The organism is Acuticoccus sp. (genome assembly GCF_965213555.1).
GTDB lineage: Bacteria > Pseudomonadota > Alphaproteobacteria > Rhizobiales > Amorphaceae > Acuticoccus.
In genome coordinates, this window is the sequence record NZ_OZ243890.1 from 960,941 (window position 1) to 976,345 (window position 15,405).

Genomic DNA, 15,405 nt, shown 5'->3' on the forward strand with positions numbered 1-15,405 from the left:
TCCCGAACCCGTTCGCCGCGCGGCGCGCGAGCTACCGCATGACCGGCATCGCGAAGTCCGCGCCCTCCTTCACGCCGCCGGGCCAGCGCGAGGTGACCGTCTTCGTCTTGGTGAAGAAGCGCACCGAGTCCGGCCCGTGCTGGTTGAGGTCGCCGAAGCCGGAGCGCTTCCAGCCGCCGAACGTGTGGTAGGCGATGGGGACGGGGATCGGCACGTTCACCCCCACCATCCCGGTGTCCACCCTCGCGGTGAAGTCCCGCGCGGTGTCGCCGTCCCGGGTGAAGATCGCGACGCCGTTGCCGTACTCGTGCGTCGAGGGCAGACGCACCGCTTCGTCGTAGTCCGCCGCGCGCACGACCGACAGGACGGGGCCGAAGATCTCCTCCTTGTAGATCGTCATGTCCGGCCGCACCCGGTCGAACAGGCAGGCGCCAAGGTAGAAGCCGTCCTCGTAGCCCTGCAAACGGAAGTCGCGCCCGTCGACCACGAGCTCGGCCCCCTCCTCCACGCCGACGTCCACGTAGCGCCGCACCTTGTCCACCGCAGCCCGCGTCACCAGCGGACCGAAGTCGGCGTCCGGGTCGTCGGACGGGCCGATGCGCAGCGCCTCGACCTTGGGCACCAGGCGCTCCATCAGCGCGTCGGCCGCGGTCTCGCCCACCGGCACCGCGACGGAGATCGCCATGCAGCGCTCGCCCGCCGAGCCGTAGCCGGCGCCCACCAGCGCGTTCGCCGCCATCTCCATGTCGGCGTCCGGCATGACGATCATGTGGTTCTTCGCGCCGCCGAAGCACTGGGCGCGCTTCCCGTGCGCGGCGGCCGTCGAGTAGACGTAGCTTGCGATGTCGGACGAGCCGACGAAGCCGACCGCTGCGACGCGCGGGTCCGTCAGGAGGACGTCCACCGCCTCCTTGTCCCCCTGCACCACGTTGAGGATGCCCGGCGGCGCTCCGGCCTCCAGCATCAGCTCGGCGAGGCGCACGGGGACGGACGGGTCGCGTTCGGACGGCTTCAGGACGTAGGCGTTGCCGCAGGCGATGGCCGGACAGAACTTCCACATCGGGATCATCGCCGGGAAGTTGAACGGCGTGATGCCGGCGACGACGCCGAGCGGCTGGCGCATGGAGTAGACGTCGATGCCCGGCCCGGCCCCCTCGGTGTACTCGCCCTTCAACAGGTGCGGGATGCCGATGGCGAACTCGGCCACCTCGAGCCCGCGCTGCACGTCGCCCTTGGCGTCGGGCACGGTCTTGCCGTGCTCGGAGGACAGCATCGCGGCGAGCTCGTCCATGTGGTCGTTGAGGAGGTCGACGAAGCGCATCATGACCCGCGCGCGGCGCTGCGGGTTGGTCGCTCCCCACGCCGGCTGCGCCTCGGCCGCGTTGGCGATGGCGGCGCGCACCTCGTCCGCCGAGGCGAGCGCCACGCGGGCCTGCACCTCGCCCGTCGCGGGGCGGAAGACGTCCGCCTCCCGCCCCGACGTTCCGGCGACCGTCCTGCCGCCGATGAAGTGTCCCACGCTGCGCATCGTCCCCTCCGGTCCACGATTTTCGCGGCACGCTACAGGGGCCGACCCGCGGTGCGAAGGGGTGCGATCCGCTAGTTCGTCAGCGCGCCGGCCGGAACGAGCACCTCGGAGACGGCGTGGATGACGCCGTTGTCCGCCGTGATGTCCGGCAGGATGACGACGGCACCCGACGCGTCGCCGCCATCGGTGCCGCCGGGCACGCGGCCGCCGCCGGCGTCGCTGATCGTCACCTTAGGCACGCTCGCCTCGAGGATCGCGTACTCGACGGCCGTCATGTCCCCCTCGGTGGTGACGTACGGCGCCGCGGGCTCGCGCAGCAGGAGCTCGCCGTCGCCCTCGATGGCGAGCGTGTTGCCGGCGAGCGTCGTCAGCTGTGCCGTGGTGTCGATGAACTCCCCGGCCGGATGCATGCCCTCGACCACGTGGTTGGTGAGGATGGCGCGCAGCATTTCGCGATTGGCAGGATCAAGCAGCGAGGCCATGACGTCGTCCGGCAGCTTGGCGAACGCCTGATCGGTGGGGGCGAACAGCGTGATGGGCCCCTCGCCATTGAGCTCGTCCTCGATCCCGGCCCGCTTGATGAGGAGGGTCACGACGGCGAACGCGCTCGACTGGTTCGCCGTCGTCTCGAACACGTCAGCCGCCTGCGCGGCGGGGGCGCCGGTCAGCGCGACGGCAGTCGCGGCAGCGATGGTGGTGGTACGCAGCATGGTATCTTCCCGGACTGGATGAAGCTGGTGCAGCGCCAACGCGCAATTCGCGTCGCGTTGCCCAAATGCAACGTGCGCCGGCGCCCCTCGTTCGCGGCTCGACCGGAGGAAGCGGCGCGTGCGTCAGTGCGCCGCGAAGCCCCAAGCCGCGGCAGTCGTCAACCCGCCGTGGGCGCAGCGCCGCGCCGCGGTAGCGCGAGGGCCAGCGCGAAGGTGAGGATGCCGACGCGTCCAGCCACCATCAACACGATGATGACCGCCTTGCCGGCGTCGCTGAGCGAGCCTGTCACCCCAAGGCTCAGCCCGACGGTGCCGAGCGCCGACATCGCCTCGAAGACGAGGACGTTGAGCGGCTGCCCAGGCTCGAAGTTGGTTAGGAGCACCATCGCCGCCAGGAGGAGCCCGCAGTAGTACACCAGCGTGGCGGAGGCGGTGTTCACCGTCCTCTGGGGCAGCTCGCGGCCGAACGAGACCACCGTCGGCGAGCGCTGCAGCGTCGCGCCGACGAGCGCCCACAGCGCCGCGAACGTGGTCGTCTTCAAGCCGCCGCCGGTGCCGGCAGGCGAGGCGCCGACGATCATGAGGAGCATCAGGACCACCACCGAGCTCATGGCGAGGCCACCGATCGGGAAGGTATTGAAGCCCACGGTGGTCGATGCCGTCATCGCCTGGAAGAAGGCCGACAACACCTGTTCCGTCGGGGGCAGCGCCCTCACCGCCTCGTCGGTGAACAGGATGAGCAGGAACGCCACGAAGATGATGGCGAGCGTGGTGCGCAGGATGACCTTGCTCGTGGCTCCGAGGCGGCGGTCGTCGCCGGTCATTGCCCGCCAGCTGTCGGCGACCACGAGGAAGCCGATGGCTCCTGCGAGCGACAGGACCGAGACGACGACGTTGACGCCCACGTGACCGCGATAGTCCTCCAGGCTGTTGGCGTTGAGGCTGAAGCCCGCCGTGCAGAACGCCGAGATGGCGTGGAAGATCGCGCTCCACAGCGGCTCCTCCTCGCCCGCAGCGGTGAACATCGGGTAGAGCGCCGCAGCCCCCGCAAGCTCCAGCCCGACGCAGAACACGATGACGGTGCGCAGGAACGTCTTCACGTCCATGTCCTCGGGCAGCTCGAACGCAGCGCGCACCGTGCGCTCGCGGCCGCGGCTCAGCTTTTGGCGGATCGACAAGACGAGGAAGGAGGAGACCGTCATGTAGCCGAGCCCTCCCACCTGGATCAGGAGCAGGATGACGATCTCGCCGGCGAGGCGGTAGCTCGTTCCGGGGTCGACGGTGACGAGCCCGGTGGTGGACACCGCGGAGACGGCGATAAACAGGTTGTCGATGCCTGCGATGGGCCCGGTCTGCATGACGGGCAGCGAGAGGAGCAGGAAGCCGAGCGTCATGTACGCGGCGTAACCACCCACGAGCAGCCTTGGCTTCGACAGCCGGTTGAGCCGCGCAAGGATCTCTGAGGTGCGCCGGCCGCGACGCCGCTTTGCGGGGGGACCGGGAGTGACCATGGGTATGCCTGGCCTTTCAGCTCGCCGGCACGTGCCTTGGCGCCGCCGGTAGGGTGACGCTCAATAGACGGATCGGCCCGCGGGATGCATGCAAGAAACGCGGGTCAGCTGCGCCGCGCAGGATGGGTCGGCGCTCGCGCACCGAGCTCCTCCGCCGGCCAGCAACTGGGAGGGACAAGGGATGGCCACGAACCTTCGCGTGGACGACGCACGCCTGTGGGACGCGCTGATGGAGACCGCACGCTTCGGCGCCACCGCCAAGGGCGGCATCCGCCGCCTCGCCCTGTCGGACGAAGACCGCGCCGTGCGGGACTGGTTCGCCGCCGCCTGCGCGGACGCCGGCCTCGCCCTCGCCGTGGACGCGGTCGGCAACATGTTCGCGACACGCGCAGGGACGGACCCGGACGCGGCGCCCATCGCCTTCGGCTCCCACCTCGACACCCAGCCGGCCGGTGGCAAGTTCGACGGCGTGCTCGGCGTGCTGGCCGGCCTCGAGGCGATCCGCACCTTGAACGACGCGGGCTACGAAACGCGACGCCCCCTGACCCTGGTCAACTTCACCAACGAGGAGGGCGCCCGCTTCGCCCCGGCGATGATGGCGTCCGGCGTCTTCGCTGGCGAGCTCGACCGCGAGGCGATCCTGGCGACGGTCGACCGGGACGGTCGCAGCTTCGGCGACGAGCTCGCCCGCATCGGCTACGAGGGCTCCGAGCCGGCGGGCGAGCGCCGCTTCGCCGCCTTCGTCGAGCTGCACATCGAGCAGGGGCCGATCCTGGAGGACGCCCGCGAAACCATCGGCGTCGTCGCTGGCGGTCAGGGCCTCCTGTGGATCGACGGCACCATCACCGGACGCGACAGCCACGCCGGCACGACACCCATGGACAAGCGGCGCGACTCCATGACGGCGCTGGCCGAGGTCGCGCTCGCCTTCGAGGCCATCGCCAAGGCGCACGGCCCGGCCGGCGTCGGCACCATGGGCGACGTGACGCTGATCCCCGGCGCCCGCAACACGATCCCCGGCGCGGCGACCTTCCGCGCCGAGTTCCGCCATCCGGACGGCGACACGCTCACCGCCATGGAGGCCGCGCTCGGCGAGCGCCTCGACGACATCAAGGCGCGGCGGGGCGTCGGCATCACGACGACGCGGCTGCGCAAGGATCCCATTGCGTTCGACCCGACGGTCGTCGCCGCGGTGGAGGCGGCCGCCGCCCAGCACGGCTACAAGGCACGCCGCATGACCTCGGGCGCAGGGCACGACGCCTTCTACGTCGCCTCCACGTGCCCGACCGCGATGATCTTCGTGCCGTGCGCCGGGGGCATCAGCCACAACGAGGAGGAGAGCGCCACGCGAACCGACTGCGCGGCAGGGGCGCAGGTGCTGCTCGACGCGGTGCTGCGCCTCGACGCGGACGGCCTCACGGCGTGACCGGAACGCATCGCTCCGCCGCTCGCGTCGCGCCGAGCGGTTGAACGGGCCGCACCGTCGGCGCGATAACGGGACGCCCTCGCCCAAGGTGACCCCGTGACCGAGCTCTCCCCCGAACGCGCCGCCGACCTCACCGCCGTCCCCCTCGCCCGGGCCTACCTCGCCGGCGACGCCGATCCGGTCGCGGTGACCGAGGTGTTCCTCGACCGCATCGCCCAGGCGGACGGCGCGGCCGTGTTCCTCTCGGTGAGCACCGAGCGCGCCCGCCGCGAGGCCGCCTCGGCGAAGGCGCGTTACGCCGCGGGAGGCCGGCCTCGTCCCTCGACGGTGTCCCCGTCGCGTGGAAGGACCTGTTCGACATGGCGGGCGTCGTCACGACGGCAGGCTCCAACCTGTTGCGTCAGGCGAGCCCGGCGGAGGAGGACGGACCCGCCGTCGCCCACCTCGCCGCGGCCGGCATGGTGGCGCTCGGCAAGACCAACCTCACCGAGTTCGCCTACTCCGGCCTCGGCCTCAACCCGCACTACGGCACGTGCGCGAACCCGCACGACACGACGACGCCGCGCGTGCCCGGCGGCTCGTCCTCGGGCTCGGCCGTCGCCGTCGCTGCGGGGCTCGCCACGACCGCCATCGGCACCGACACCGGCGGCTCGGTGCGCGTCCCGGCCGCGTTCAACGGCCTCGTCGGCTACAAGTCGTCCGAGGGACGCATCGTCAAGGACGCGGTGTTCCCGTTGTCGCTCACCCTCGACACCGTGGGCCCTCTCGCCCGCACCGTGGAGGACTGCGTGCACCTCGACGCCGCCCTGCGTGGCTCAGCACCCGCGGTGCGCCGCGCCAACCCCGGCGGACTGCGCGTCATCGTATGCGAGACGCTGTTCCTTGAGGACTGCGAGGACGCGGTGGCGGACGCCTTCGAGGCCGCCGTCGTGCGCCTGGAGCGCGCCGGCGTCACCGTCGAGCGGCGTCTGGTGCCCGAGGTGGGCGAGGCGGCGCGCATCATGGCCGAGCACGGCACCGTCGCCGCGGCCGAGGCCTACGCGCTCCACCGCGAGCGCATCGAGGGAGCCGACGTGGAGGAGATGGACGGCCGCGTCGTCGCCCGCATCCTGCGCGGACGGCAGATGAGCGCGCTCGACCTCGTGACCATCCTGCACGCCCGCGCCACGCTCGCCGAGCGCCTCGCCGCCATCCTCGACGAGGCCTTCCTCGTCGGCCCCACCGTGCCCCACGTGGCGCCGGAGATCGCCCCGCTGGACGCGGACCCTGAGCTCTTCGCCACCGTCAACCTCAAGACGCTGCGCAACACGATGACCGGCAACTTCCTCAACATGCCGGGCGTCGCGATGCCGATGGCGGGCGAAGGGCCGCTGCCGGTCAGCTTCCTGCTGTCGGCGACCGCCGGCGACGACGACAGGCTGCTCGCCGCCGCGCTCGCGGTGGAGCGCATCGTCCGCGGCGACTGACCGGACGCAGGGCTCCGCTCGGTCGAGGGGGCGCTTGGGATCAAGGGTCTGGGGCAGGGCCGGGTTGAAACGCAAGACGCCGCCCCGTTCGGGGGCGGCGCCTCGCTTGGCTGCGCTGGAGCGGTGCGGGTCAGCGAACCGAGAGCTCGCCCTCGAGCCCGGCGATCTGATCGTCCGCGGCCAGCAGCGGGGTGATGCGGCGCACCGTCACCCGACGGTTCGCCTGGCTCGGCCCCTCGGTCGGCACCTTGAGGAACTGCTCGCCAAAGCCCTGGCTGACGATGTTCTCCGGCGGGATCTCGAAGTACTCGGTGAGCAGCGTCGCGACGCTCTCCGCCCGCTCGTCGGACAGGATGAGGTTCGAGTCCTCGGACCCCACGGCGTCGGTGTGGCCCTCGACGAGGAACACCTCGGCCGGGTTGTCGAGGATCGCCTCCTCCATCGCGACGCCCAGCGTCTCTAGGGCGTCGATCTGCGCGTCGGGCACCTCCGCCGAGCCGGACTCGAAGGTGATCGTGTCGATGTCGATGCGAGGCATCAGCGCTCGCAGGTCCTCGTTGTAAAGCACCTGGTTCAGCGTGTAGGCCCGCTCGACCTCGCGCACCGGCTCGGCCGTCACCGTCTCGTAGACCACCTGCACCGAGGCGCGGGAGGGCTCGACGATGTAGCGCTCCTGCGGGACGTTGATGACGATCGGACCGATGTCCACCGACAGGCCTGCGTTGTCGTCCCACCAGGTCGGCAGGTTGTTGAACAGCGTGACCGTGCGCCCGTCAGGGAACTCACGGTAGCGCCGGATCGGCACGCCATACTCATCGACGATTGTCACCACGCGCACGCCGTTGTTGCGCACCACGACGCTCTGGGTCCAGCCGCCCTGCAGGTCGACGACGTCGTAGGTGTCCGCACGCCAGCGCAGCCGCGCCGGGTCGGCGTTCACGATGAACGGACGACCATCGACCACGTAGGTTGTGCGGTTGGCCGTGTTGGCGATGATCGAGGCGGCGGCGAAGGCACCGAGGCCGACGAACGCCGCGCGCGCGACGTCGTCGCGACGGCGATCGCGAGCCCAGTCGCGGAACCGATCGCGACGGCGCTCGATGCGGTCGAGCCGGTCGTCGCGCCGGTCGCGGCGGATCTCTCGGCGCAGCACCTGCCGGCGGTCGCGCAGCCGATCCGCGCGCCGCTCAGCGCGGCGGTTCCGGTCGACCAGGCGGGCGTTGTCCTCGCGCAGCCGCTCGACCCGGTTAGCCTGCCGCTCGCGGACGCGCTCACGCAGCGCCTGGCGATCGTCCCGTCGCTCCTCGCGAGCCTCCTGGCGGCGCTCCTGACGCCGCTCTTGGCGGCGCTCTTGGCGCTGCTCCTGCCGCTCCTCGACCCGCTCCTCACGGCGCTCCAGCCGCTCCTCGGCGCGGCGCTCCTGGCGCCGCTCTTGGAGCTGCTCTCGGCGCGGCTGGTCCTGGTTCTGTACGCGCCGCTCCTGGCGCTCCTCGCGGCGCTCCTGACGCTGCTCCTGCCGCTGCTCGACCCGCTCCTCACGGCGCTCCTGACGCCGCTCCTGCCGCTCCTCGGCGCGGCGCTCCTGGCGCCGCTCTTGGAGCTGCTCTCGGCGCGGCTGGTCCTGGTTCTGTACGCGCCGCTCCTGGCGCTCCTCGCGGCGCTCCTGACGCTGCTCTCGGCGCGGCTGGTCCTGGTTCTGTGCGCGCCGCTCCTGCCGCTCCTCGCGGCGCTCTTGACGCCGCTCCTGGAGCTGCTCACGGCGCGGCTGGTCCTGGGTCTGCGCGCGGGGCTCCTGGCGCTCCTCGCGGCGCTCCTGGCGCTGCTCGCGGCGCTCCTGACGCTGCTCGACGTTCTGCGCGCGACGCTCCTGGCGTTCCTCGCGACGTTCTTCCCGGCGCTCCTCGCGCGCCTGGGCACGACCCTGCGGCTGCGCCTCCTGCACGCGCCGCTCCGCGCCATCGCGCAGGCGTCGCTCGACCTCTTCCTGGACCGGCGAGCCCGAGAGCTCACGCGATTGAGCCAGGAGGAGGGGTCCGTGCCCGCGAGCCCCAAGCCGCTCGTTCGTTGACCCAGCGGCCGCGGTGAAGCCCGTCGTCGAACCCGTCGCCGTGACGGACGCTGGGAGCGCCGTCGCCGGTATGGAGGTCGCGGCGAGCGCGGCGGCGAGGCCCCAACTCGTCAGTTGTCGCATGGTTGCCTATCCTTTTGGCTCGTCTGCCGCACACCTAGTCACGCGCGCGTGTACGAGGACTGAACGCACGTGTCCACGCCCCCGTTCGTTATCGGCAACATGCTGCAAGACGAGGCGTGGTCGTCGTCCGCCGCGCGCCTTCCACGTGAAGATAAGGGCTCTAGGGGATGACGCGCCGATTAGGTGTGGATGACGCGACCGTACGCGTCGAGCACGCTCTCGTGCATCATCTCCGACAGCGTCGGGTGCGGGAAGACCGCATGCATCAGGTCTTCCTCGGTGGTCTCAAGGTTCATCGCGACAACGAAGCCCTGGATCAGCTCCGTCACCTCCGCCCCCGTGAGGTGCGCGCCGAGGAGCTCGCCCGTCTCGCCGTCGAACACCGTCTTGACCAGCCCCTCCGGCTCGCCGAGCGCGATCGCCTTGCCGTTGCCGATGAACGGGAAGCGGCCGACCTTCACCTTGTGGCCCGCCTCCTTCGCCCTCGCCTCTGTCAGCCCCACCGAGGCGACCTGAGGCTGGCAGTAGGTGCAGCCGGGGATCTTGGTCTTGTCGAGGGGGTGCGGGTCGAGCCCGGCGATCGCCTCCACGCACACGACGCCCTCGTGCTCGGCCTTGTGCGCCAGCATCGGCGGGCCGGCGACGTCGCCGATGGCGTAGACGCCGTCGACGCTGGTGCGCCCGTAGGGATCGGCGACGACGACGCCGCGCTCCGTCTTCACGCCCACCTCCTCGAGCCCCAGCCCCTCGATGTTGCCGACGACGCCTACGGCGGAGATGATGCGGTCCACCTCCAGCGTCTCGGCCTTGCCGCCCGCCTCGACGGTCGCCTTCAGCGTCCGACCCTTGTCGACGCCGGTCACCTTGGCGCCGGTCATGATGGTGATGCCCGCCTTCTCGAGGCGCTTCCTCACGATGCCGGCGATCTCCGCGTCCTCCACCGGCAGGATCTGGTCGAGCACCTCGACGACGGTGACCTTCGAGCCCATGGAGTTGAAGAAGCTCGCGAACTCGATGCCGATGGCGCCGGAGCCCACCACGAGCAGGCGCTCGGGCAGCTCCTTGGGCACCATCGCCTCGAAGTAGGTCCAGATGCGCTCGCCGTCGGGCTCGAGCCCGGGCAGGACGCGCGGCCGCGCTCCGGTCGCGACGATGACGTGCTTGGCCTCGTAGGTGCCGGCACCACGCTGCCCCCTTGGGCGCGCCGTCTGCTGCCGCGACCTCGACGGTGCCGGGCGTCTTCAGCTTGGCCGTCCCCCAGATGACGTCGACCTTGTTCTTCTTCATCAGGAAGCCGACGCCGCCGTTCAGCTGCTTCGACACGTTGCGCGAGCGCTCAACCACCTTGGCGAGGTCGAAGGAGACGTCCTTGGCGGCGAGCCCGAACTCCTTGGCGTGCTTGAAGTGGTCGTAGATCTCCGCCGAACGCAGCAGCGCCTTCGTCGGGATGCAGCCCCAGTTGAGGCAGATGCCGCCGAGGTGCTTGTTCTCAACGATGGCGGTCTTCATGCCGAGCTGGGCGGCGCGGATCGCGGTGACGTAGCCGCCGGGCCCCGAACCGATGATCATGATGTCGTAGCTGCCCGCCATGGTGAGGCCTCCGGTTGTCGAGGGACGCTAGCCCGAGATGGCCGAGAAGTCCGCCACGAGCCGCGTGACATCGCGCAGCGCCGCGAGGAGCCGCAGGCGGTTGATGCGCAGCGCCGGGTCGTCCGCGTTCACCATGACGGCGTCGAAGAAGTCGTCGACGGGCCGGCGCAGCGCAGCGAGCGCGCTGCATCGCGCCGGCGTAGTCCTCGCGCGCCACGGCGTCGGCGACGTTGGAACGGGCCCGCTCGACGGCGTCCGCGAGCGCTACCTCTTGCGGCTCGACGAGTCCCGCGCGGTCGACGTCGCCCTCGACGGGCGCGCCGTCCTTCTTCTCCTCGACGCGCAGGATGTTGGTGGCGCGCTTGTAGCCCGCCATCAGCGTCGCCCCGTCGTCCGTGGCGAGGAAGGCGGCGAGCGCCGTCACCCGCGCGACGACATCGACGAGGTCGATGGCGCGGGCCTGCGGATCGGGCATCGCCGCACGGACCACGTCGGCAGCGACCGCTGCGTCCCGCTGCTGCACGACGAGCCGTTCCAGGAGAAACGAAACGACCGCGTCCACGAGAGCCGCAGCTTCCCCGCGTGGAAGCGCGCCGTCGTCTGCAGCGCGTATTGCAGGCATCCGCTCGGCCTGCAGCGCTGGTGCCCCGTGCTGGTCGATCGCGGCCCCCGTCAACGGTCCGGCGGCGGCGGCCACGATGCCCTCCGCCCCGAGCGTTCGGAGGGCGAGGCGAACGCGCCGCTCCAGCACGAGCCGGATGATGCCGAGCGCCGAACGCCGAAGGCCGAAGGCGTCCCCCGAACCCGTCGGCTGCTCGCCGGCGGCCCAGAGCGCGACAGCTGGTCGAACTTGTCCGCCAGCGCCACCGCCACGGACGTCGGCGCCCTCGGCACCGCGTCGCCGGGCCCCTGGGGCGCGTAGTGCTCCTCGATGGCGGCGGCGACGTCCGCCGGCAGGCCCTCCTCTTCGGCGTAGCGGCGGCCCATGTAGCCCTGAAGCTCAGGGAACTCACCGACCATCTGGGTAACGAGGTCGGCCTTCGCGAGCCTTGCCGCGCGCTCGGCGACGTCGGGGTCCGCCCCCACCGCCGGCGCGATCCGGCGCGCCAACGCAGCGATGCGCTCCACCCGGTCCGCCTGGCTGCCGAGCTTCTCGTGGAACGTCACCGACGCAAGCTGCCTCGCGTGCTCGTCCAGGGTCAGCCGCCGGTCCTGCTCCCAGAAGAACCGGGCGTCGGCGAGGCGCGCGCGCACCACGCGCTCGTTGCCCGCCACGATCGCCGCCCCGCCGTCGGCCGCGTCGAGGTTGGCGGTCAGCACGAAGGCGGTGGCGAGCCCGCCCGTCGCGGGGTCGCGCGTGACGAAGCACTTCTGGTTCTCGCGGATGGTGAGGCGGATCACCTCGTCGGGCAGCGCCAGCGAGGCCTCGTCGAAGCGCCCGACGAGCACCACCGGCCACTCCACCAGCCCCGCCACCTCCTCGAGCAGCGCCTCGTCCTCCACGAGCTCGAGGCCGAGCGCGAACACCTTGTCGCGCGCGTCGTGCAGGATCTGGTCGCGCCGCCGGTCGAGGTCGACCACCACGTGGGCGCGCTCCAGGCTCGCCCGGTAGTCGCCCAGCCGCCGCACCCTGATAGGTTCCGGCGCGTGCACCCTATGGCCGACCGTGGTGTCGCCCACCGGCACGTCCGCCAGCGGCACGGGCACGATGTCGGGGTCCTCGTTCTCCGCCCCGAAGGTCGCGACGATCGACGTCAGCGGGCGCACCCAGCGCAGGGCGGCCGGATCGCTCGAGGCCGCGCCCCAGCGCATGGAGGCTGGCCACGGGAAGCGCCGCACGGCCTCGGCGATCGCCTCCCCCGCCAGCTCGATGGCCGGCCGACCGGGCACCGTGGTGCGGGCGACGTAGAACTCCCCCTTCTTCGCATCGCTCTCGACCGTCGCCTCGGCGATCGAGGCGAACCCCGCCGCGCGCACGAAGCCGTCGATCGCCTTGTCCGGCGCGCCGACGCGCGGGCCGCGACGCTCCTCGATCCGGTCGGGCGAGCGCGGCGGCAGCCCGGCCACCGACAGCACCAGGCGGCGCGGCGTGGCCGTGGCGTACGCCCCCTCGTAGATGAGCCCGGCATCGACAAGGTGGCCGGTCACCAGGCGACGCAGGTCGTCGGCGGCGCGGCGCTGCAGGCGCGCCGGGATCTCCTCCGACAGGAGTTCGACGAAGAGTTCGGGCATCGCGGATCTTTGGGTGGGCTCGGCGCCGCCTAGCACCCTCGGCGCGGCCGCGAAACCCTAATCGCAGCGGCGGGCGAGGCCGCGTGGCAGCACGGTGGCGAGGGAGCGCGTCGCGGCGGTGCGGCTGACGACGGCCACCGCCTCGCCGGCGGCGTTCAGCACCGGCCCCCCGGAGGCTCCCGGCGACTGCGGGCAGTCGAGCACCAGGGCGCCGCCGCCCTCGAGGACGCGGCACGCCGCGCGGGACTGGAGGTGGCGGACCGGCCGACCGTACCCGACCACGGTGACCGCATCACCCGCGGCAGGGGCGGGGCCCACGGCGAGCTGCGCCGGCGCCCTATCCGCAAGGCACAGGAGTGCGACGTCGTCCTCCAACGTCACCGCGAAGGCGGGCGCGACGTGCGCCACCCAGTCCATCCTGGCGTAGCCGAACAACAGGTGCGCGCGCTGCGGCTCGAGCCCGGCGAGGCAGTGTGCTGCCGTCACCACGACGCGCGGCGCGACGGCGAAGGCGGTGCAGTGCCGCTTGTGCCGGTACCCCGCGTGGTTCAGCCGACCGACGGCCGGGTCGGCGTCGTCCTGCGCCACAGCGCCGCCCGGTCCTGCGGCCGCAAGGCCAAGCGCTAGTGCGAGGGCCCTCGGCTTGACGCAGCGCCCCAACCCACGGCACGAGCGGCGGCGATGCGGCCGGTGCTCTTCCTCGACATTTCGCGGCTCGTGCGGCGCGCCGAGCACTTCGGCGGCCCGACCGGGATCGACCGCGTCGAGCTCAAGTGGGCCGAGTGGCTCGCCGCGCAGGACGCCTTCGACGGCCGCGCGGTGACGCGTGCCGGCCCGCGGCTCGTGAGCTTGACCGAGCGCTCGTTCCACGCCGTCCTCGCGACCCTCGACGCCCGCTGGCGTCGCGGCCGACCCCTCGGCTTCCGCGAGGGCTCGCCGCCCGCCGCCGCCTACCGCGCCTTCGCGGGTCGCCTCCGCCGCTGGAAGCTGCTCGCGGGGGCACGTCCGCTCGACGCCGGCGGGCGGCCCAACGTCACGCTCAACGTCGGCCATGACGGGCTCGACGTCGCCGCGCGCTTTGCCCGCCTGCCCGGCTCGTTCGCCGCCCTCGTCCATGACCTCATCCCCCTCGCGCACCCGCACTACGATACGCCGCGCGCCACCGCGCTGCATGCGAGGCGCCTCGCCACGTTGACCGAGCTCGCCGACCACGTGTTCACCCCCTCCGAGGCGGTGGCAGCCGACCTTAGGGCGCACGCGCCGAACGCGCGGTTCACGACGTCGGTGCTGCGGTTCGGCCCCGGCCTGCCACGGACGTCGGGGACGTCGGGGACGTCGGGGACGTCGGGGACGTCGAAGGTCACGTTCGTGCACCTGTCCACCATCGATCGGCGCAAGAACCTGTCCCTTCTGCTTCACCTCTGGCGCGAGCTCGCCGCCGCGCCCGATCCCCCGCTGCTCCTCGTCATCGGCCGAGGCGGCAACGACCACACCGCCCTGGACCTCATCGCGCGCGCCGGAGGGCTCGGCGGCGTCGTCGCCACGGGGCCGCTCGGGGACGAGGAGGTCGCCGCCCGGCTGGCCGGCGCGCGGGCGCTCCTGACCCCGTCCTTCGCAGAGGGTTATGGCCTGCCCATCGTCGAGGCGCACCAAATGGGAGTCCCGGTCGTCGCATCGGACATTCCTGCCCATCGCGAGGTGGGCGGCCTTGGCCCAACGTACCTGTCGCCGCTCGACGGCCTCGGCTGGAAGGCCGCGATCGAGGCGCTCGCGGGCGACGGGGCGCACCACGCTGCAAGGGTCGCTGCGATCCCCCCGCCGCCGCGCTGGGACGCGATGTTCACCGAGGCGACGCAGGTGCTCTTGACCCTCTCCGAGCGCGCTCCTCGCTGACCGTGCCGCCGAGGCTGTACGGCGGACAGCAACCCGGTCGTCTGTAGCGCGCCGGGCTGGGAGATGCCCCGTCATGCGCAGGGCACGGCGACGGCAGCCCGCAACCTACCGAGGCGATGCCGACCATCGACCGCGGGCGCGAACAACGGCCGTTTGGAGACGACCGGCGCACAACTGACGGGCAGCGCGGACGGCAACTGCGAGGGTGTGGGGGCTTCGCCGGTCGGTGCAAGGGAAACAACCGGGCGAGGGACAACCGCGCCCGACGAGCCAAGCACGGCGACCTCCCATCCGCCGATGCAACGCCGCGGGCGACCGATGGTGCAGGACGACGACCGGGCCGGGGGTGACCGTGCGTCCGGTGCTTCGACCCCGGCAAACTCGTCCACTCGAACCTAGAGGCTGGCCCCCCATGGCAGGACCGGACGAACCCATCGACATCGAAGTCCAGCGAGGAGCAGATCGTGGCCATCTCGCGCGAGCCGGAGGCGGGTGCAAAGACGGCTGATCTGAGCCGTGCGCGACCTTCTTCGCGCGGAAGGCGAAGTACGGTGGGTTGGGCGCTTCGGAGGCGCGGCGGCTGAGGGCGCTCGAGGACGAGAACGCCAGGCTGAAGCGCCGCCTCGCCGATGATGTGCTCGACAACACCTCGCGGAAGGACCTCCTTGGCCGAAAGCGGTAACGCCCGCCGCGCCCGCGCGCTGGCTGCCGTCGTCGGGCGACGCGGCAAGCCCGGGCTCGATCATGCGCACCGCGTCGCCGGCGTCCACGGCCGCTACGACGGGGTCGCGCAGGTCCCGGCCGTAGGCTCGACTGCTCGTCCATTGGATGGCTCCGCTGAGGTGATCCTCGCGATGC

Annotated in this window: 9 protein-coding genes and 3 pseudogenes; 5 read left to right on the forward strand and 7 right to left on the reverse strand. The window is 72.0% G+C overall.

All coding sequences use genetic code 11. The features are described 5' to 3' along the window. Positions 1 to 31: 31 nt before the first annotated feature. From ACOOE8_RS04710 to ACOOE8_RS04720, 3 genes are all read right to left on the reverse strand, one after another. Positions 32 to 1,528, reverse strand: a complete 1,497-nt coding sequence (locus ACOOE8_RS04710; RefSeq protein ID WP_420393699.1) for a CoA-acylating methylmalonate-semialdehyde dehydrogenase — start codon at positions 1,526 to 1,528, stop codon at positions 32 to 34. 71 nt (positions 1,529 to 1,599) lie between these two features. After that, complete coding sequence (locus ACOOE8_RS04715; RefSeq protein WP_420393700.1) at positions 1,600 to 2,238, reverse strand: fasciclin domain-containing protein; 639 nt, start codon at positions 2,236 to 2,238, stop codon at positions 1,600 to 1,602. A 158-nt stretch (positions 2,239 to 2,396) separates the two neighbouring features. After that, positions 2,397 to 3,653: a TrkH family potassium uptake protein gene (locus ACOOE8_RS04720; protein ID WP_420393701.1), complete on the reverse strand. Its 1,257-nt coding sequence runs from the start codon at positions 3,651 to 3,653 to the stop codon at positions 2,397 to 2,399. Positions 3,654 to 3,930: 277 nt separating this feature from the next. Here ACOOE8_RS04720 and ACOOE8_RS04725 point away from each other — a divergent pair, with 277 nt between their 5' ends. Together ACOOE8_RS04725 and ACOOE8_RS04730 are read left to right on the forward strand one after the other, a co-directional pair. Further along, entirely contained in the window at positions 3,931 to 5,175 is a 1,245-nt protein-coding gene (locus ACOOE8_RS04725; protein WP_420393702.1) for a Zn-dependent hydrolase, read from the forward strand. Positions 5,176 to 5,534: 359 nt separating this feature from the next. After that, on the forward strand, positions 5,535 to 6,641 hold the full coding sequence (locus ACOOE8_RS04730; RefSeq protein WP_420393703.1) for an amidase family protein: 1,107 nt from the start codon (positions 5,535 to 5,537) through the stop codon (positions 6,639 to 6,641). 130 nt (positions 6,642 to 6,771) lie between these two features. Here ACOOE8_RS04730 and ACOOE8_RS04735 read toward each other — a convergent pair whose 3' ends face one another. Then, a complete protein-coding gene (locus ACOOE8_RS04735) occupies positions 6,772 to 7,794 on the reverse strand; it encodes an OmpA family protein (RefSeq protein ID WP_420393704.1) in 1,023 nt (340 codons plus the stop codon). A gap of 186 nt (positions 7,795 to 7,980) precedes the next feature. Here ACOOE8_RS04735 and ACOOE8_RS04740 point away from each other — a divergent pair, with 186 nt between their 5' ends. Beyond that, positions 7,981 to 8,709, forward strand: coding sequence for a hypothetical protein (locus ACOOE8_RS04740; protein ID WP_420393705.1), 729 nt, complete (start codon positions 7,981 to 7,983; stop codon positions 8,707 to 8,709). 302 nt (positions 8,710 to 9,011) lie between these two features. Here the strand turns inward: ACOOE8_RS04740 and lpdA are convergent. The 3 genes and pseudogenes from lpdA to ACOOE8_RS04755 all read right to left on the reverse strand — a co-directional run bounded on the left by lpdA (position 9,012) and on the right by ACOOE8_RS04755 (position 13,242). Then, a pseudogene (gene lpdA, locus ACOOE8_RS04745) lies at positions 9,012 to 10,422 on the reverse strand (dihydrolipoyl dehydrogenase). Beyond that, a pseudogene (gene glyS, locus ACOOE8_RS04750) lies at positions 10,322 to 12,654 on the reverse strand (glycine--tRNA ligase subunit beta). Before glyS ends, lpdA begins: the two co-directional pseudogenes overlap by 101 nt. 57 nt (positions 12,655 to 12,711) lie before the next feature. Next, on the reverse strand, positions 12,712 to 13,242 hold the full coding sequence (locus ACOOE8_RS04755) for a trypsin-like serine peptidase (protein ID WP_420393706.1): 531 nt from the start codon (positions 13,240 to 13,242) through the stop codon (positions 12,712 to 12,714). Positions 13,243 to 13,335: 93 nt separating this feature from the next. Between ACOOE8_RS04755 and ACOOE8_RS04760 the strand changes: the two genes are divergently transcribed. Then, positions 13,336 to 14,547 (forward strand): glycosyltransferase, encoded by a 1,212-nt coding sequence (locus ACOOE8_RS04760; protein WP_420393707.1) that lies wholly within the window; start codon positions 13,336 to 13,338, stop codon positions 14,545 to 14,547. A 461-nt stretch (positions 14,548 to 15,008) separates the two neighbouring features. Next, positions 15,009 to 15,223 (forward strand): annotated as a pseudogene (locus ACOOE8_RS04765) (transposase); the annotation flags it as partial. Positions 15,224 to 15,405: the final 182 nt, after the last annotated feature.